General features: G+C 52.7%; 19 protein-coding genes. 11 read left to right on the top strand and 8 right to left on the bottom strand.

Annotation, left to right across the window (positions count from 1 at the left end):
* Positions 1 to 396: 396 nt before the first annotated feature.
* From Q1A04_RS14650 to Q1A04_RS14635, 4 genes are all read right to left on the bottom strand, one after another.
* The gene (locus tag Q1A04_RS14650; protein WP_299707450.1) at positions 397 to 699 is read right to left on the bottom strand and encodes a rhodanese-like domain-containing protein; all 303 of its coding nucleotides are present in this window, start codon (positions 697 to 699) and stop codon (positions 397 to 399) included.
* Positions 696 to 2516 (bottom strand): T9SS type A sorting domain-containing protein, encoded by a 1821-nt coding sequence (locus Q1A04_RS14645; protein WP_299707448.1) that lies wholly within the window; start codon positions 2514 to 2516, stop codon positions 696 to 698. The genes Q1A04_RS14650 and Q1A04_RS14645 overlap by 4 nt, the downstream gene beginning before the upstream one ends.
* Positions 2517 to 2568: 52 nt before the next feature.
* Complete coding sequence (locus tag Q1A04_RS14640) at positions 2569 to 3345, bottom strand: PASTA domain-containing protein (RefSeq protein ID WP_299707446.1); 777 nt, start codon at positions 3343 to 3345, stop codon at positions 2569 to 2571.
* A 380-nt stretch (positions 3346 to 3725) separates the two neighbouring features.
* Positions 3726 to 6452: a D-alanine--D-alanine ligase gene (locus tag Q1A04_RS14635; protein ID WP_299707443.1), complete on the bottom strand. Its 2727-nt coding sequence runs from the start codon at positions 6450 to 6452 to the stop codon at positions 3726 to 3728.
* A 760-nt stretch (positions 6453 to 7212) separates the two neighbouring features.
* Here Q1A04_RS14635 and Q1A04_RS14630 point away from each other — a divergent pair.
* From Q1A04_RS14630 to Q1A04_RS14605, 6 genes are all read left to right on the top strand, one after another.
* A complete protein-coding gene (locus tag Q1A04_RS14630) occupies positions 7213 to 8412 on the top strand; it encodes a phosphoglycerate kinase (protein WP_299707441.1) in 1200 nt (399 codons plus the stop codon).
* Between the two features lie 317 nt (positions 8413 to 8729).
* Positions 8730 to 9938, top strand: coding sequence for a porin (locus tag Q1A04_RS14625; protein WP_299707439.1), 1209 nt, complete (start codon positions 8730 to 8732; stop codon positions 9936 to 9938).
* A gap of 84 nt (positions 9939 to 10022) precedes the next feature.
* A complete protein-coding gene (locus tag Q1A04_RS14620) occupies positions 10023 to 10244 on the top strand; it encodes a VF530 family protein (protein WP_299707437.1) in 222 nt (73 codons plus the stop codon).
* Positions 10245 to 10265: 21 nt separating this feature from the next.
* A complete protein-coding gene (locus Q1A04_RS14615) occupies positions 10266 to 10652 on the top strand; it encodes an SRPBCC domain-containing protein (RefSeq protein ID WP_299707435.1) in 387 nt (128 codons plus the stop codon).
* Positions 10653 to 10681: 29 nt separating this feature from the next.
* Positions 10682 to 11137 carry a hypothetical protein gene (locus Q1A04_RS14610; protein ID WP_299707433.1) on the top strand — a complete coding sequence of 152 codons (456 nt, stop codon included), beginning with the start codon at positions 10682 to 10684 and terminating at the stop codon, positions 11135 to 11137.
* A 39-nt stretch (positions 11138 to 11176) separates the two neighbouring features.
* Positions 11177 to 12160 carry an ABC transporter ATP-binding protein gene (locus Q1A04_RS14605; RefSeq protein WP_299707431.1) on the top strand — a complete coding sequence of 328 codons (984 nt, stop codon included), beginning with the start codon at positions 11177 to 11179 and terminating at the stop codon, positions 12158 to 12160.
* 28 nt (positions 12161 to 12188) lie between these two features.
* Here the strand turns inward: Q1A04_RS14605 and Q1A04_RS14600 are convergent, their stop codons facing one another.
* Positions 12189 to 12731 (bottom strand): DinB family protein, encoded by a 543-nt coding sequence (locus tag Q1A04_RS14600; RefSeq protein ID WP_299707429.1) that lies wholly within the window; start codon positions 12729 to 12731, stop codon positions 12189 to 12191.
* A gap of 172 nt (positions 12732 to 12903) precedes the next feature.
* Between Q1A04_RS14600 and Q1A04_RS14595 the strand changes: the two genes are divergently transcribed.
* Both Q1A04_RS14595 and Q1A04_RS14590 read left to right on the top strand, forming a co-directional pair.
* Entirely contained in the window at positions 12904 to 13197 is a 294-nt protein-coding gene (locus Q1A04_RS14595) for a DUF1330 domain-containing protein (RefSeq protein WP_299707427.1), read from the top strand.
* Between the two features lie 250 nt (positions 13198 to 13447).
* A complete protein-coding gene (locus Q1A04_RS14590) occupies positions 13448 to 14071 on the top strand; it encodes a DUF3365 domain-containing protein (RefSeq protein WP_299707425.1) in 624 nt (207 codons plus the stop codon).
* A gap of 56 nt (positions 14072 to 14127) precedes the next feature.
* Here the strand turns inward: Q1A04_RS14590 and Q1A04_RS14585 are convergent, their stop codons facing one another.
* Positions 14128 to 14760 (bottom strand): YdcF family protein, encoded by a 633-nt coding sequence (locus tag Q1A04_RS14585; protein ID WP_299707423.1) that lies wholly within the window; start codon positions 14758 to 14760, stop codon positions 14128 to 14130.
* A gap of 64 nt (positions 14761 to 14824) precedes the next feature.
* Here Q1A04_RS14585 and Q1A04_RS14580 point away from each other — a divergent pair, with 64 nt between their 5' ends.
* The 3 genes from Q1A04_RS14580 to Q1A04_RS14570 are packed head-to-tail and all read left to right on the top strand — an operon-like array spanning position 14825 to position 16417.
* Positions 14825 to 15247 (top strand): nuclear transport factor 2 family protein, encoded by a 423-nt coding sequence (locus Q1A04_RS14580; RefSeq protein ID WP_299707421.1) that lies wholly within the window; start codon positions 14825 to 14827, stop codon positions 15245 to 15247.
* 36 nt (positions 15248 to 15283) lie between these two features.
* Entirely contained in the window at positions 15284 to 15913 is a 630-nt protein-coding gene (locus Q1A04_RS14575) for an HAD family hydrolase (protein WP_299707419.1), read from the top strand.
* 9 nt (positions 15914 to 15922) lie between these two features.
* Positions 15923 to 16417 (top strand): GNAT family N-acetyltransferase, encoded by a 495-nt coding sequence (locus Q1A04_RS14570; protein ID WP_299707418.1) that lies wholly within the window; start codon positions 15923 to 15925, stop codon positions 16415 to 16417.
* A gap of 64 nt (positions 16418 to 16481) precedes the next feature.
* On the opposite strand, the gene Q1A04_RS14565 is transcribed toward Q1A04_RS14570, so the two are convergent.
* The gene (locus Q1A04_RS14565; RefSeq protein ID WP_299707415.1) at positions 16482 to 17546 is read right to left on the bottom strand and encodes a class I SAM-dependent methyltransferase; all 1065 of its coding nucleotides are present in this window, start codon (positions 17544 to 17546) and stop codon (positions 16482 to 16484) included.
* Between the two features lie 100 nt (positions 17547 to 17646).
* A complete protein-coding gene (locus Q1A04_RS14560) occupies positions 17647 to 18555 on the bottom strand; it encodes a helix-turn-helix domain-containing protein (RefSeq protein ID WP_299707414.1) in 909 nt (302 codons plus the stop codon).
* Between the last annotated feature and the right edge of the window lie 48 nt (positions 18556 to 18603).

The following is an 18603-nucleotide window of genomic DNA, read 5'->3' as shown; positions in this document are numbered from 1 at the left end:
TCGAAGGGGGACTTTTGGCCACTGCCGATTTACAGGTATAAGCGTTGTTGTAACTGGTTTTCTCAAATGCCGGATCCAACCACCCCTAACCCCTCCTTGTCTAAGGCGGGGAACCTGCTATTCCTAAAGCTAATTTCATGTGTTATAGTTAATGCTGAAATATGTGTTCCTCTGAGTCTTTTGAGTAGAGACCGGTTACTATGAGTAAGATAGGGAGAAGCAGTAAGTAAAATTCCCCGCCTTAGACAAGGAGGGGCTAGGGGTGGTTGGACCCGGTCAATCCATAAAACAAAAAGTCCCGGGCACGTATGCCCGGGACTTCATGCAGGTATGTTAGAATCCAAATAAATTGAATCCTGCTAATCCATAAATCTTGTAAATCTTGATTCAGACAGATTACCCCTGATACGCCGTAATCCCGCCTAACAAGTTGCGAACATTACCAAACCCCTGCTGCTGCAGAAACGCTTTAGCGGAGGCGGAGCGCATACCGGAGCGGCAATGCACGATCACCTCTTGGTCTTTGTAGTCCTCCAGCTCTTCGAAACGCTGTGGCAATGCGCCTAGTGGGATGTTCTGTGCGCCTTCGATTTTGCTTTCCTGATGTTCCCAGTCTTCGCGTACATCGATGATGACGGGAGTTTCGCCTTTGGCCAGTCGTTCCTTGAGCTCTTCGGCCGTGATATCTGCTGTAATCATAAATTTATTAGGATGCGTTTGGTGGTGAATATATGTTGATCGGTTTCAATTCGGATGGTATAAAGGCCCGGCGCTAGGCGCGGCAGCTGCACCGGATCCTGCCATATAGATGCCTTATGACGGAAAATTTCTCTTCCGGTTGCATCATACAGCAAAAAAGAACGGTACGGCCCTGAGAAATGCAAAATCCCGCTGTTTGGATTCGGGTATACCTGCAGCTGCTCGGCCTCCAGCTCCTCCTCGAGTCCAAGGGCCTGACCGGTCATAACGGGGCGCAGCATCACGGCTCCCACGTTGGTGGTATCCTGCTGCCAGTCGCTTACGACGGTGCTGTAGAAAAGTCGGCCTTTGACAGAGGTATTGCGATCGAAGCCGATGTTGAGGTACATGGTAGCCGGCTGGCTGAAGCCGACAAAGAAGGTCCCCTCTACCGAAACGGGCTGCGGCAGTTCTACCTCATAAAAGGCATTGAGCCCCTCAGTATACTGTATCGGGAATGACTGCTCGTGCAGCGTGCGACCGGGGCGGCCGTTGTCATTGGCCCAGATGCGGAAAACAATGGACGCATTGCGGTGCTCTACGCCAACCCGCGGGAAATGTACTCTGAACGCCCGCACCTGATCTGGTAACGCCGTTTCGTAAAGCTGGGCTACCTGCGTGTTGCCGTAAGAGTACATGCTGCTGTACCCCGCCTCGGCCGTGCCATCGTCAAGGGCGAAGTAGTCGGCAAACACGGTGCGTAGCAGGGTGGTGTCGTTGGCTCGCTGGCGGGCGTTGAGTTCTTTGGTATCGAGCAGGAAGCCGTGCTGCAGCACAAAGCCTTCCGGATTTAAATTGAGGTTGCTGATGCGGGGTGTTGCGTTGAGTCGGAACTGTCGTACCTGTCCGGGTACCAGCCCCTGTTCCCGCAAAAAGGTGTCGGCTTGCGTGGTGCCGACCCGCTGTATGAACGCACGCCAGCCAATGGCGCCGGGCAGATCGCCTAGGTTGTTGAGTGAGGCGCTGATTTCGTCGCGCAGGTATAGCGCAGGGTCGGCGAGGAACTGTCGGGCGGGAACGGCGGTGTAGAATTGCAGCAGCGGCGAAACACTCTCGCTGATGCCGATGTCGCGGGTCGTGTTCTGCCCTTTGCGCCGGTTGCGGTCCATTTCTACATAGTCCAGATTCCAGACGTCGAGCAGACCATTACGGGCACCTGCGCTGCGGAAGCGAAACTGAAAATCGTTGTGAAAGAAGCGTTGCTCGCGTACAACCACAAACGCCTGCGCAAACTCGGTGCGCGTACCAGTTGCAGGCTGCTGCCAAACCTGTTGCCAGTTACCGTCGGCATCCTTAAACTCGAGCTGCAAAAAGCGGCTGTCGTTGGACCGGACAGGTATGCTGCCCAGTCCGCCGGCCTGCCAGTAAAAGCTCAGGTATACGGAGTCGGCCGGATTAAGCCCGCCCAAGCGTATAGGCTGTGAGGTAAGGGTATCGGCGGAGCCTGCGATGTTGGATCCATAGGGCAGCCCCTGTGCATCGAGCCCGTCGAAGGAGGCTACATTCCGGGTAATGGGTCGCAGCCCAAAACGGTTGTTCACGTAAGCGCCCCCATTAACCCAACGGCTGGGATCGGGCGCGTTGGAAGCGCCTGAAAAATCATCGAAAAAAGGAAGGGAAACCGGATCGTTCTGTAGTCGGAGCTGGTAAGAAGGTATAGCTGCCTGCACAGTTTGTCGCTGCTGGTCTTGCTGCAGGGGCGCGAGCACGCCCTGCGCCATCGCCATAGCGCTGCAGCAGAGCAGGACCATTGTAAACAGGAGCCGTGTTGTACCCATACCTTGCTTTAAATAAAATACGCCCGCTACTGTATGTAACGGGCGCAAATGGTTAGTCTATACCTTGCACAGGTTCTTCGCCGGCCACCCAGAGGTCAACCAGTTCACCTGTTCTGATCTTCGCTTTCACATCGGCGATCGGGCGCTGGCGGACGATAGTGCCATCCGACTTTCCGCTTCCAGCAACATAGATGATGTTTCCGATCTGGAGCTTCTGGCCCAGTAAGAGCACCGAGGCCTCGTCTAGCGGCATGCCTACTACATCCGGAATCTCAAACTCCGTGTTACCAAGTCCATCGCCCACATGCAGGTCCACCACAGCGCCTTTCGGCACGAGGTCGCCCGGCTGCACTTCTTTGCCTCCCACGAACTGCTTTAAGATGGCACCATGCTGCAGATCGGGCACATTGGTGATCTGGCCACGGCGCAGGCTATAGCTTTTGAGGATGAGCTCCGCGTTTTTCACCGAACCGTCGATCAGCTTGGGCATCTTGATCATCGGCGGGTTTTTCATGTTGATGCTGATATAGATCTTGCGGTTCTCCTTCACCTTGGCACCCGGCGCCGGATCCTGCGTCATAATCTCGAAAGGTTTGTACTCCGGGTGGTAACTGGAGTCGTTCACGAAGTAGCGCAGGTTCTGCTCCTCGAGGTACTCCTCGGCATCAGGCAGCTGCATACCTGTGATTTTTGGCACTGAGATCGTTTCGCCATGATTGGTCGTCTTCGGCAGATATAAGTAAAAGAAGCCAAAGATCAGCGCCGCGACCACCACTCCCATCAGAGCCAAGTGTACCAGCACCCCCACAAAAGAATTCGTTCTTAACATTTAATTGATTGTTGATTGTTTGCCCCTGCGGGGCTTTTGTTAATTCGTTGTTTGATTGTCATCCCACTGCCCCTCCCGGATCAAGTCCGGGATCTTCGACTTTAAAGAGTAGGGCTGTTAAGTTCTAAATTATCCCGTCAAATCAGGGCAGCAAAGTTGAAAATAGCGAAAACTAGATTCTCCCCTTGAGGACAAGTGAGAACGTGGGTTCGAAACTTGCGAGCGTAGCTCTTAGAGGGGTGTTGGCGTTTGGCATAAGACTTTCACTACCGGCTTTACACCCCTGTGGTCCCCTCAAGGGGACAATTTCCGCTAGTACTTAACTGCAAGGGCTAAGAGGATGATTTTCTACAAGCCCTTTATTCTTAACTCTTAACTACCTACACATTCCTCGACTTATACCCTTCCAGTTCTTTGGCTCGCTCATTTCTTTCTACACCGAAGGTGAGGATGCGGTCGATGAACTCGTAGGGCTTGTAGCCATTGATGGCGGTCTGGTGGAAGATACAGGTCGCGGGGGTCATACCCGGCAGGGAATTCACCTCGATGATGATGGTCTCCACCTCGTCGTTCTCCAGCACGCGCACAAAGGCGTCGATACGGGCGTAACCCTCGATGTTCAGGATCTGGGCCACACGCTTCAGGTCCTCCTTCACTTGGTCAGAGATTTTCTGACGGCGCTCCGGGTCCTGTGCATAGCGGGCCGGGGTGATGTTCTGCCCCTCCCCTGCCAAAAACTTCTCTTCCAGTGACAGTACCTCGCCTTCAGCCAAGGCTTCTGAGGCTTCGAACACCTCGTACTCCACCGTGCCATCCGGATTATACTTTGTCAGCAAACCGCCGGTAACCTCCAAAAAGTGCTTCGCGCCGTTTTTGCTGATGAGCGTCTCCACCAAGAAGCCCTGTTTGTTCGGGAATTCTTCTTTGAAGCCCAGCGACAGGGTCATGGCGCATGCCGGATCCAACTCTTCCATCTCACGGAACATGAGCGTGGTGAAGGCGTCCAGTTCCGCGCGGTTCTTGATCTTCTTCACAGCCGAGCTGCAACCATCGTCGGCCGGCTTGGCGATGAACGGATAGCGGAACTCGGTTTCAAGGCTCTGGTAGAAAGCCTCTTTGTCTTTCAGCCAGTCCTCTTTCCAAGCCATGCGGTGGTGTGCCACCGGTATACCGTGCTTGGCAAGGATCTCGTTGGTGTCGTATTTGTTGATCGTGATCTGCGAGGAGCTGATGCCAGAACCGTTGTAAGGTATAGCCAGCTTCTCGAGCTCCTGCTGCAAAGCACCGTCCTCACCAGGACGACCGTGCAGTGCGATAAACACCGCATCGACCATGTTCTGTAACTGAGCATAGGTAAGACGCTGCGGTTCGTCCAAACTCTTGCCGGTATACTTACGGGTAATGCTTTCGGCCTCGCTGATAATCTCCTGTAGCACCGGATGCGGCTTGCCTCCCTCTTCAAAGTGATGAATCTTCTCTTTGATGTCGTCGGCATTGTCCTTCAGCATGATGTTGATCGGAATGCTATACAGACGATGGGCCTCGTTGCTACCTGTCAAAAAGATCGGCAGCGGCTCGTATTTGGTTGAGGAAGAAAGCTTCTCGTAAATGTTACGACCGCTCTCCACCGAAATATGTCTCTCGGATGAATAACCACCCATGATCACCCCTACCCGGACCTTGTCGTGGCGGTGGGCGTTCTCTTCGCGGATGGCCTCGTCCAGCTTTTTCAATAGTTTAGTCAGCATCACAGTGTCCTTGCCAGACTTGAGGCGCTCGGCCACCGAAGTACGGATGATGTAAGTCAGGAACTGCGATGGGTTCAGGCCGATCTCCGCCGCTTGGTGGAAGAAGAACGACGACGGCAGCATGCCCGAAGTCGTGTTGGGGTCGTTCAGGAAGATATTGCCTTCTTCGGTAATGAAGCCGTCGAGACGGGCGTACACGTTGAAGCCCAAGTCGATGAACAACTTGCTACAGTTCTTGCGAATCTCCTGAATCTGCTCGCTTGGCAGGTTGATTGGTGTGATCTTGCGGGCCAGACCCGGCAAATATTTCGAGCGGTAGTCGAATACCTCGCTGCCCTTCACGATCTCGGTTGGCGGCAAAGCGATTGGCGCACCGGTTTCGTCCTGCACCACGATGCAAGAGAATTCGCGTCCGTTGATAAAAGCCTCTACCAGTACCTGCTGCTCGTGCTCCACGCTAGTCAGCACGATAGTTTCAATATCGGTAGTAGTAAAGGTATGGTTAATGTGGTTTAACAGCTCTTCCGGGTGGTACAGGATGGTGCCATCTTCGAGCACGACCGGCATGCCGATGCCCTCGCGAATGTCAACCAGTTGTTTCATGCTGCCCAACTGTTTCTCCTCACCCAGCGCCTGCCATTGCGCTTTGTAAATGTTCTTGGTAAAGAAACTGCGGTCCATGCCCTGCTCAAAGAGCTCGTAGTTGTGCTCCTTCACGATGGAAACGCCAATAGAAGAACCCTGATGCGGTGCCTTGAGCACCAGCGGCAGACCCAAGTCCGCTACCAGCGACTCGAACAGCTGTTGACGGTTGCTCACGTCTTTCCACTCCGCATACTGCACCTTGCGGTAATCCGGCGTCGGGAAACCATGCTGCTTGAGCATCTCCTTCTGTGCGGCTTTGTCTATACCTATAGAAGAAGGTAGTATACCTGAGCCAGAGTAAGGAATGTGGTACCACTCCAGCAAGCCCTGTATGCTACCATCTTCGCCGTACGGTCCGTGAAGCGCCAAGAAAGCAAAGTCGAAGTGATTTTTAAACTCGTGCGGCAACAGGCGCTTGCCCGCTTTCGCAATAATGCGGTCCTGCTCTTCGATGCTCAGTTCACCCAGCGACTCCAGATAGATCTGCAGTCCGTGCTCACTCTCCGGCAGGGCCTCCACCGGTGGGTAGAAGTCGCGAATGGTGCCTTTGTAAATGTACTGCCAGTCCAGCAAAATGAAATTACCGAGGCTGTCGGCAAACACCGGAACGGCTTCAAAAAGGGCTTTATCGAGGTTATCGTACACGGTGCGGCCGCCTGCGAAAGAGATCTCACGCTCACGGGATGGTCCGCCAAAAATTATTCCTACTCTCATGGTATGCAAAGGTAACAAATACGCGCAGTATTTTAAGGGGCAAAAGATACAGGATGCAATTGGAAATACATAGCAAAATCGGGATTTATGATGCCCGGTATAGGTATAACGGAGGAGGTGGAGTGTAAATTCAATGTTCAACCAAGAGAGGGTGGTTTGACGGGCTGTCAGCTTTAGAACTGGCGTAGTTGCTGCAGTTGTGCTTGGCAACTAGCTTTATTTCATTGCTTCGCCTGTGCGGCGGGCACTCACTTTTTTCCTTGATGGGGGTAGGGGCCCTCGATAAAGAAAAAAGTAAGCAAAAAAATCAAGACGCTCCAAACTCGCTGACCGCTCAGACAGTGGAGCGCCGTTTGGTGCACATGGCTTAAGCTACCTGTTGCATAGCTGCCGTGAGAGTTAGTCTTTCAATGCGTGCCAGTGGTTTGTAGTAGTATCTACATTGCCTTTTACCTTAGAACTGGCAACGGCAGAGAAAGTCCCCCTTCGAAGGGGGCAGGGGGATGTTAATCGTGCACAAAAATCCTGTCAATCCTAAAATCCTAATTCGGACAGTTGTTGTAGGGACAGATCGATACCTACCCAAATCGTATACCGCTATCCCCCTCCTGTTCTGGGGGTAGGGGCCCTCGACAAAGGGGAGAACTGGGGGAGGTAATTTATACCCTTTTCTCTATATTTGTACAACCATTTACGCATACCGGAAACAAAAACTCCGTAAAAACGAAAAACGAGTAAGACTAACGAAAAAGACAAATACATGAGAACTGTAGACGCGTATAACTTTGCCGGCAAGAAAGCTTTGGTCCGGGTGGACTTCAACGTGCCACTCGATGCTGACTACCGCATCACCGACGACACCCGCATCCGTGCTGCCGTGCCGACTATCGAAAAAATATTGAATGATGGCGGCGCTGTGATTCTGATGTCGCACCTCGGTCGCCCGAAAGCCGGGCCGGAAGAGAAATACTCGCTGCGCCACCTAGTGGACCGCCTCTCGCAGGAATTCAACACGACCGTAAAATTCGCCAACGACTGCGTAGGCCCTGAAGCCGCTCAGCTGGCACACGATCTGCAGCCGGGGGAGATCCTGTTGCTCGAAAACCTGCGCTTCCACAAAGCCGAGGAGAAAGGTGACCCGGATTTTGCGAAAGAGCTGGCCACGCTGGGCGATGTGTACGTGAACGACGCCTTCGGCACCGCGCACCGCGAGCACGCTTCTACTGCCGTGGTTGCACGCTACTTCCCCAACGACAAAGTGATGGGCTACGTGATGCACGCCGAACTCGACAACGCTCGCCGTGTCATGGACAATGCCGAGCGCCCGTATACCGCCATCATGGGTGGTGCCAAAATCTCCGACAAGATTCTCATCATCGAAAAACTGATGGATCGCGTGGACAACCTGCTCATCGGCGGCGGCATGTCGTATACCTTCGTGAAAGCGGACGGCGGACAGATCGGCTCTTCGCTGGTAGAAGAAGATAAAGTAGAACTGGCCGCCCGTCTGATCGCAATGGCCAGAGAAAAAGGCGTGAACCTGATGATCCCGGTTGATTCTATTATCGCCGACGAGTTCAGCAACGATGCCAACGTGGATACTGCCCTCAGCCATCATATCAAGCCGATGTGGATGGGCCTTGATATTGGACCGAACGCCCGTGAGCAGTACGCTGACGTAATCCGCAACTCCAAGACGATCCTGTGGAACGGCCCGATGGGTGTGTTCGAAATGTCAAACTTCTCAGTGGGTACCGAAGCCGTTGCCGAAGCCGTGGTAGATGCCACCCGTCGCGGGGCTTACTCCCTGATCGGTGGCGGTGACTCCGCTGCCGCTGTGAACCAGTTGGGCTATGCCGACCGTGTGTCGTACGTGTCAACTGGCGGCGGTGCTCTCCTCGAGTACATGGAAGGCAAGACACTCCCGGGTGTGGCTGCTATTGAGCGGGATGATTATTAATGGATGAAGCTAAGGGTATGGCGCTTCCTCCCCCTGCCCCCTCCAAAGGGGGACTTTCTCACAATATGTAATACAAAGAGAATGTACGCATATTGAGTGTCCCCCTTTGGAGGGGGCAGGGGGAGGACAATCGTGCACCGACCTAATTATCCAAATTCAAATCCCCCGCTGCTCTTCAGCAGCGGGGGATTTTGTTAAACAGCAAACAGTAGTTCTTCTCTCACCCACTATTGCTTGCTTCAAATCTATACCCAATCACACCAGCCCTTTTTAAGCTCTGAAGGCTGGATTAAACTTACAAGAGCCAGAGACTAAACATGAGAGTTTATACCCTGTTGCTGGCATTCCTGCTGGCCTGCCCTGTTACGGCTATAGCCCAAACTCCGGAAGGCAACCCGCCGCTCTTTAATTTTAAGCGAGGGGTTGGTGTGGTTACGCCGGATAGTGCCTTCTCCATCAACATGCGCTTCCGCATGCAGAGCAGGGCGCTTTACAACTCGATTGCGAAAGACGATTTTGGGGTGTCGGAGTATGAGATGCGGGTGCGTCGCCTGCGTCTGCGCTTCGAGGGTTTTATGTATTCCCCAAAGCTAACCTACAACATTCAGCTCTCCTTCTCACGTGGCGATATGGACTGGAGCATGCGCGACCAATCCAACATCAATACCAGCCCCAATGTGGTGCGTGATGCCGTGGTGTACTACAAACCAAACGACCGATGGCAGTTTGGTTTCGGGCAGACTAAACTGCCGGGTAACCGCCAGCGGGTAATCTCTTCCGGCGACCAACAGTTCATCGACCGTTCTATTGTGAACGTGGGCTTCAACGTAGACCGTGACTTCGGTTTTCAAGCGGTATACAACAACGACATCGGCAGCCTTCACTACATGCTTAAAGGGGCGCTTACTGCTGGTGAGGGCCGCAATGTGTTCAGCACCGACAAAGGCTTGGCCTATACCGGACGTGTGGAAGTTCTCCCCTTCGGCAAGTTTACCAATGGCGGCGATTACTTTGAAGGCGATCTGGAGCGGGAGCCTACCCCGAAACTGTCGCTGGCAGGTGGTATGAGCCACAACGAAAGCGCCCGCCGCACCGGTGGCCAGATCGGCCGCGACCTGTATGAACAAACCGACATGCAGACCTACATTTTTGACGGCCTGCTCAAGTACAAAGGCATGGCGCTCTATGCGGAGTACATGGCCCGGGAGGCAGACAATCCTATCACCTACAATGCCGCTGGGGAGCAACGCCATATCTTGACTGGCCGGGGACAGAACTACCAACTGAGTTACATCTTTCCGAACAATGTGGAACTGGCCGGCCGCTACTCCCGTGTGACACCAAACTCTGAGATGCGCTCCATGGAGAATACCGAAGAGGCCTATCTGGCTGGCGTGACCAAGTACTTGCGCGCGCACCGCCTTAAGTTGCAGGCGAATGTCGGCTACCAGTCGTTTAACCCCTTTCTGCCCGTAAACAACGACTACCACTGGACAGCCGGTGTCCAGATTGAGTTTGGTATCTAGCCAGAACACTGGTATAGCGGCTTCTGTTAATTAAATTGCGTATTCCCGATAATGTGCGGAACTTGCAAGCCCTAACACCTGCGTATGGAAGAACAGAAAAATAACCCCTTGCATGGCAAAACACTCGAGCGCATCTTGGTGCAGCTCGTAGACTATTATGGCTGGGAAGAACTGGGGTACAAGATCAACATCAACAGTTTCAACATTAACCCGAGCATTAACTCCAGTCTGAAGTTTTTGCGCAAAACGCCTTGGGCAAGGCAGAAAGTAGAGGAGCTCTACATCAGAACCTTTGCAAACCAATAACAGCGCCCCAACTGAGCAGACATGAAAGACTACAAAAAATACTTTATCGTACCGGCCTCTCCTGAAGAGGTATACACGGCCCTTACCAACCCCACCACGATCCAGCTTTGGTCCGGTGATCCGGCGGAAATGTCGACGGAGCCGGGCTCGGAGTTCTCACTTTTTGAGGGCAACATCGTGGGTAAGAACCTCGAGTTTGAGGAAGGCAAGATGCTCGTGCAGGAGTGGTACTTCGGTGAACAAGAGGCCAAATCCATCGTGACCATTAAGCTGCACCCGCACAAACACGGCACCTCTGCCGAGCTGCGTCACCTCAACATTCCCGATGAAGATTACGACGACATTGTGGAGGGCTGGAACGAAGCCTACTTCGGTGCACTGATCGAGTTTTACGAGGACGAGTTTTAGGTTTTATGCTGAAGGCTTACTGCTTTTTCATGGCTTATACATTATCAGTTAGCCTCAGTTTAGCGCAGAGCTTTGTGCTGGCCAAACCCGATACCGCCAAATTGAAAGCACTGCAAGAGCAGGTGGGCCATGCTGAGTCGCTTACCTATCTATACTTAAAAACCTACTATAAGCCGGCTTCTCCGAAGAACTCTGTTATATTTAATGAGTGGGACAAGGAGAGAGCCTGTGCCTTCCAGCAGAATTTTGAATCCGGAATCAGCTACGCGATCAGTAATTGCGAAGAGGGAAAGGGAATCAGCGAAATGGTGACCTTCCCTAAAGTAAGCCTGACAGCTTTACGCTCTTTCATCGAGACGCTTTACCTAGAGCCTGACAACAGCTGGGTTGCCCCCCTTCTCTTTGAGCCTGAAGAGGTAGGCTGTTTTTATGAGATCAAAGAGACCGATAAAAACGTCTCGATCGAAATCTTCTGCGGCTGCTAGTTTGGGCGGTTGCTCTTCTTACTAAATAAAATTTCAAGTATGAGCTTTCTTGAGGTAGCCGAAATCAGTGTGCACGAGGAGGGTCATACTGTGCTGCACAACATTACTTTCGGGCAGCGCGAGTACGAGAAGATTGCGATTGCCGGCGAGACCGGTTCTGGCAAGAGCACGCTGCTACAGACCATTGCCGGATTGGTGCAGCCCAGCGCCGGGCAGATCACTTTTGAAGGCAAGCGTGTGATCGGTCCGCACGACAAACTGGTGCCGGGCCACGAAGGGATTGCCTACCTGTCGCAGCACTACGATTTGCCACAGTTCTTGCGCGTAGAGCAGGTGCTTCGCTATGCTAACATGCTGCAAGGCGATGAGGCCGAAACCCTGTACGAGGTGTGCCGCATCAGTCACTTGGCCCAGCGCAAAACCAACCAGCTTTCGGGCGGGGAGCGCCAGCGCATCGCCTTGGCCCGCTTGCTCAGTACATGGCCCGACTTGCTTTTGCTCGACGAGCCTTATTCTAATCTGGACAAGGGGCACAAACTACTGCTACAGGAGGTCATACACGACATCACCGAGCGACTCGCCATCACCTGCATCCTCATTTCCCACGACCCGCACGATACCCTTTCTTGGGCTGACCGCATCATCGTGCTCAAAGGTGGCCGAATCATACAGGAAGGCACGCCCGAGGAGGTATACCGCCACCCGGTGGATGCTTATACCGCCGGGTTGTTTGGCAGCTACAACCTGATACCGGCTGATGTAGCTTCGGAGTTTGCGGCCAAGCTAGGTATAGCCGCTCGTAGACACGACCTGCTAGTGCGCCCAGAGCATGTCCGACTGGTACCGGAAGGTACGCATACTTTAAAAGGCACCGTAAAGAGCGTGACTTTTTATGGCGGTTATTATGATGTGCAGGTACAACTACAGGGCACTATTATCTCAGTCAGAACACAAGATAGAAATGTAGCGGCTGGCGATTTGGTATACCTTTCGGTTCAGCCAGAGAACATCACCCTGATCTGACGTTTTCAAGACCTAAGCGCCCTATCCCTTAATCCACCATATTACCATTCATCATTTCACGCTCCCGCAGTACCCTTGCCGTCACCAGCAGCTGTCCCACGTGGCGCATGCTGTGTTCAGCGGCGTGAAAAAGTAGGCCCATCACGGTGGAATCTACCTGCGCCCTGCCGACCTGTCGGCTTTCTGTCAGGGTCCGTTCATCGGTTTGCCGCAGCTGCTCCATGGCTTTGTCTACCTGCTCGCTAAACTTCTGCACCAGTGTTTCTGACTGCTTATCCTCCCCCACCGGTTTGCCTTCGGCATACAGATAGGCCAGTTGATGCTCCGTAAGCTGTTCGCCTCGGGCATAGGCAAACAGGCGCTCCAGTATACCCGTGAGGTGTTGCAGGTGGTAGCCTACCGAGGCCACACCGGCAGGCCGCTCCCAGAGCAGTTCGTCCGGAAAATCCTGCATAAAATTCTCTACTTCTTCGCGGGCCTGCAGCAGTGCATGGGCTACCGGTTGCAGCAGGGCGGGCACTTCAGGCAGCGGACCGCGCAGCCATACTTCGAGGTTTTTGGTCTGTGTCATAAAATGAAGGGCTTGTATAGGTGCGATGTACGAAATCAACAGACAAAAAGCTTAAAACTTTAATTTTTCAAGGTAAAATTGTTTTGTATATCAGCTTGATTTTTGGTTTGCACCATATCCGGATTATCCCTAATATGCAGCCATCCTATTATTTAATTTATACCTAAGATTTATGCCAGCTTATATTATTGTAGACGTGGAGGTGAACAATCCTGCCGCTTATGAAGATTACAAAAAACTGACACCGGGCTCCCTGAAGCCTTTCGATGGCAAGTTCATTGTGCGCGGCGGTGCCGTTTCTCCGTTGGAAGGCGACTGGAACCCTACCCGCATCGTGATGCTCGAATTCCCGACCATGGAGCAAGCGAAAGCTTGGTGGTCGTCTGAAGAATATGCCCCTGCCAAAGCCCTGCGCCAGAGTGCCTCCAGCACCCGCATGATCGCGGTGGAAGGCTTTGAAGGATAATTGGGAGTTCTGAGTCTCGAGTTCTGAGTTATATCTATTCTGTCATTTCGAATGCAATGAGAAATCTGACGTATGGCGTGCCCATACCCGGATTTCTCTGTGTTACGCTTGCTCCCTTCGGCTCTCGTATCGGGCGTAGTGGAATGACAATGAGAGCTAAGTTCTCACAGCCTTTGCTTTGATCAACTTTTAACGCAGGACCCGAGACTCAACTTCTTAAATTCCCGCACGTTCAGCAAAGAAAAAGCGTATGAAAAACCTAAGCAACTTTGCCTTGCTTGCTTTGATTTCAGGTGTACTAGCCTGTAACTCACCGCAACAGCAGGAGCAGCAAGAGGCCAGCGCCGACACAGAAAACGCCCTGTCAGAAGAGCAGTTAGAGCAGTATCGACAGCAGGGCCGCACCATAGCCAAAACCAGCTTCGATACGCTGAGCCACAACCTGATGCGGGCCATGAAAGAAGGTGGTCCATTGAACGCGCTACAGTTCTGTAACGTGGAGGCTTACCCGCTTACCGATTCGCTCTCGGCTCAGTTCGATGCCCACATCCGGCGCACCTCCCTGCAGTACCGCAATCCGGAGAACAAACCCGACGCACAGGAAGAGGCATTGCTCAGCACCTTTGCCAGTTGGAAAGAGCAGGGCCGCGACCTGAGTCAGACCGATACGCTGGTGATGCTCGATGAAGGGCAGGTGCTTTTTGCCAAGCCGATTTTGCTACAGCCGCAATGCCAAGCCTGCCACGGTGTGCCGGGCGAAGCACTGACCAGAGAACTGCAGGCCGAAATACAGAAGCTATACCCCGAAGACCGCGCCACTGGCTTCAAACCGGGTGACTTGCGCGGTATGTGGGCCATTCGTTTCAGAAATTGAGTTAGTTAGAAAGTTGAGAAGTTAGAAAGTGATTTTTTGTTCAGGTATAAAACCTTCTAACTCCCTAACTTCTTTTTGTCCCGCCGGTTCAGGTAGTCGAGCGCCTCTTTTACCGAGATGAGGTCGTTGCGGTCGTGGTAGCAGCGGATGCGCTCCATCTCACCGGCGATGAGACCGGCACGGGTGTCTTCTAGCTTGCCTTGCGAATGCACTACTTCCTCTTGCCAAGGCATGGCTTTGCCCGGAAGACTGTAGAGGTATAGCTGCGGGTACTCACGTAACGCGGCAGTGATGGCTGTCATAAAAGCACGGGGCTGCTGAAATGGGGCCGCCGTGACAGCCAATGATCGATAGCCCTGCTCTTTTGCGAAACGCACCGCCGACGTTGCCTCGATGAGGGTATGCAGTAGATCTGTGTCGGCTGGCACAGGTGGAACAGGTATAAGTTGCTCCGTTCCTATACCTAGCTTTACCATCTCCTTTTTCCATACCTCAAATCCCGGATAACCACTCATGGCTTCGGTGCCGAGGCAGAGCACCTTATCTGTGCGGCCGCTCTGCAAAAACTGATGGGCTGTTTCAAAAGCCGCCTGCTGGTTGTCCTCCGTCTGTCCGAACAGAAAAAGGGCGTCCACCGGCTCGGCAGGTATAGTGTCGCAAAGTGCGCGAATGATGAGTTCTTCTAGCATAGTTCCGCTTATACGCAATAGCAGCAGGCAAGGTATATCCCCGCAAATTTGACTAATTTTGTACATGATCAAACACCTGATACTCCTTTTCCTACTCTTGTTTAGCAGCCTGACAGCTATGAGCCAAAGCAAACCCGAAACACCTGCCGTTGTGAAACCGGTAGAACTGCAATTGAAGGGCTACAACAGCCGCGACATCGACCTGTTTGCCAGTGCCTTCAGCGACACCGTGAAGGTATACCGACAGCCGGGCGTGCTTACCTACCAAGGCCGCGAGGAGTTGCACAAGCGCTATGGTGCCATGTTCGCCAACACACCCGACCTGCATTGCGAAATCGTGAACCGCATTGTGGCAGGCGATGTGGTGATCGATCAGGAGAAGGTGCAGCGCAAAAAAGGAGAACCGCGCACCGACGCCATTGCCGTATACCGCGTAAAGGATGGGCTGATCGTGGAGGTCACTTTTATACCGCCTCACAATCAGTAAGCCTATACCTGACGCACATTTACCTATACCTACTTGATGAATAACCAAATAGACAGTATCATATTCGACTTGGACGGCACCCTGTGGGACGCCGCCGAAACCGTGGCCAAAGCTTGGAGCGCCGCCCGCAAGCAAGTCGATTTTGAAATACAGGAGATCACACCTGACAAGATTCGCTCCATTGCAGGCACACAGCACAACCTCATTTTCCCGATGCTCTTCCCGCACCTGAACGCTGAACAGCAGCAGGAACTGATGGAGGTAAGCGCTAAAGAGGAAATGGCGCACATCCGCAAGCATGGCGGACAGTTATACGAAGGGCTTGAAGACTCCCTGCGCTACCTACATAGCAAGTACAAACTCTTTATCGTGAGCAATTGTCAGGACGGCTACATCGAGGCTTTTCTGGAGCGCCATGACTTGGGCCGTTATTTCGGTGACTTCGAGTGCTCCGGCCGCACCGGCGACCCCAAGGATGTGAACCTGAAGGCCATTGTTGACCGTAACAGCTTGGAAGCTCCCGTGTATGTGGGAGACACGCCCGGCGACCTAGAAGCAAGCCAAAAGGCTGGCGTGCCGTTTATACACGCTGGTTACGGCTACCGCGAAGTGAGCGAATACGAGCACCGTCTGGAGCGCGTCAGCGACCTGACCACCTTATTTTAAAATCCAGTTATGATCATCGAAGCCCAGCCTGAAGACATAGACGAGCTATACGAACTGTGGCGTCTGCTGCTCGACCAGCACCAAGGGCATCATGCTGTGTTCAGGTATAAACCGGGCAGCGAGCAAACCCTGAAGACGGAGCTGCTTCATCGGGTGAAGGACAAAAGCACGCGTGTGTTCGTGTATCAAGAGGAAGAAGTTTGGGCAGGGATGCTGGTAGCCAGTCTGCGCCCCGGTTCCGCGGGTTTTAAACTCTCCAACAAGGGCTACATCGGGGAAACGATCGTGCGGGAGGAGTACCGTGGCAGGGGCATCGGCAAAGAGCTGTTCGAAGCCGCCCACAAGTGGCTAAGCGACCAAGGTGCGGACCACTTGGAGTTGCAGGTGTCTGTGCAAAACCCTCGGGGAGTACGCTTTTGGGAATCACTGGGCTTCACTCCCTCCACGCAGCACATGGTCAGGCCGCTCTCAGATTCCAAAAATACATCGAAAAGACCGGCCTAGCATGCTCAAAGAAAGCCATATCCTTGCATAATGCCTTGTGGGCAAGGCGTAGGCTGAAATTCGCTTAGGGCCGCATCTCATAGACCTTGTCGTAGTGCGTTTCGGCTACCCGTTGGAAATGCGAGAAGCCCGCTTTACTCGCCATATGCTGCAGTTCATGCTCGTGTCCGTCCACTCCCAGTTCTACCCTGTGTATTTCTTCGCCTTTTACGGGTCGCAATTTGGAGGCCCGCATACGCTGATACATTTCCTCTCCTACCCGACTGCTGTCTTTCGCCTCGGCCACTATCAGCACGCCATCGGGCTTCAACACTTCGTAGCATTCCAGCAGTAGATCCTGCGGGTCTCCCATGCTGTTGAGGCACTCGATCAGCGTAATCAGGTCGTACTGTTGGGCGTATACCTGCTCGGCAGTAGCAAGCTCAAAGTGCGCATTGGTGATGTGCTTTTCTTTGGCTAGCAAATTGGCGCGCTCTACGGAGGATTCATACCTGTCGAACCCTATAAATCTGGAACTTGGGAAGGCACCAGCCATGACCAAAGTGGAGGCTCCGTGGCGACCGCAACCTAAATCGGCCACCGTAATGCCGTTTCGCAGCCGCTCCGTTAGCCCTTCCACGCTGGGGAGCCAACTATTGAACAGGCTGTTGACATACTCTTCGCTAAAAAAGCGGGCCGATGCATTCGAGAAGCGCCAAGTTTCAGCCAGCATGTACTCAGTAGAATTTTCGACAGCCTTGCGGCCCAGTTTTGTCTGGGTAGTATTGCTTCCTCTGCCATTCTCAAAGCGGCTGCCAATGTAGTACGGACTGCTGGGGTCGGTGAGCGCAATGGCATGTTCAGCTGGCAGGCAGAAGGTATCGGTTTCTGGTTCGTGCACTAAGTAACCTTCAGTCGCCAGACTGTCTACCCAGTGTTTCACCAGTTTAATGCTCGACCCTGTGCGTCTTGCAAGTTGCCCTACGTTCATGGGGCCGGCATAGGCCATCGCTTTATACAAGCCAAGCTGACTGCCCAGATAGGTCATTCTAACCCGCTCGGCTGCGCTGAGGTCATCCATCAGGTGATGTACAAAATCTGCTATCTTTTTTGTACTGATCTCTTTCGGTATAATCGTGTTGGTGTCCATAGTTCAGGTGGTTTAAGTGCTTAGTTTGGTTGATTTCAATCTAAAATTACACTTTATACCTGCCAAAGTATTGTATGGAATTCGGAATGATTTGTACAGACTAGTAACTTCGGCGAATCTCTAGAGGAGTCTGCCCTGTTTTGCGCCTTACGAAGTGGCTGAAGTGAGACTGGTCCTCGAAGCTGAGCTGATAGGCGATTTCGGCCACAGACATATCCGTACCCTTAAGCAGGGCTTTGGCCTCTTGCAGCAAACGGTTATTGATAAACTCGTGCGGGGATTTGCCGGTTGTGCTTTTCACTACATCAGCCAAGTGTTTGGGCGTGATGTTAAGCATGGCGGCATACTGGCGCACCTCGTGCATTTCCTCAAATTTTTTTTCCAAGAGGCGCTTAAATTCGCTTGTGATTTGTACGGCGCGGGTCGCTTTTTCTTTGATGTAAACTGTATAGCGTGCTTTGTAGCAATCCCGGATCAGGAGCAGCAGGATGTGCACATAGTCGCGGAGCAGTTGCATTCTCTCCCGCAGACTGCTGTTGTCCATTTCTATGATGTCATTAAAGGCTTTTTGTACCAGTTCGCTTTCTCGGGGCGTGAGACTGATCACGTGCTCAGCCTCCAAATCAAAAAACGGAAACTGCTCCGCCAGCGTGCCTTGCAGAACCGATGCTAGAAACTCAGACTTGAACTCTAGGCAAAACCCTTTACAACCGGCAATATTGTTTGAGGCGTAGAGCACGTTTTCGGGTACGATGATCAAATCATGGGGCATTAGCCAGCGGTGTTCGTCATCGAGTTTTATATCATGCAAACCATCCAACAGGAGGTAAATCAGATTAAAGTTTCTCCTTAAAGCTGGAATACCCAGCTTTGGATCTACATTCTGATGCCTTTCCTCTAGCCTTCCCGGCAGGAGCATGAGGCCCGGATCATAGGGCCGTGTATCGTGGTTTATTTTTTTCTCAAAGGCAGCAATCGTATCAAAGGTCAATATTTCATTTCTAGGCACGGTTCACTCGTTTACATTTCTCTACATTTCCTCCTAGTTTTTTAAAAG

Source organism: uncultured Pontibacter sp., from assembly GCF_947499215.1.
Classification (GTDB): domain Bacteria; phylum Bacteroidota; class Bacteroidia; order Cytophagales; family Hymenobacteraceae; genus Pontibacter.
This window is presented reverse-complemented; position numbering and strand designations above follow the sequence as displayed.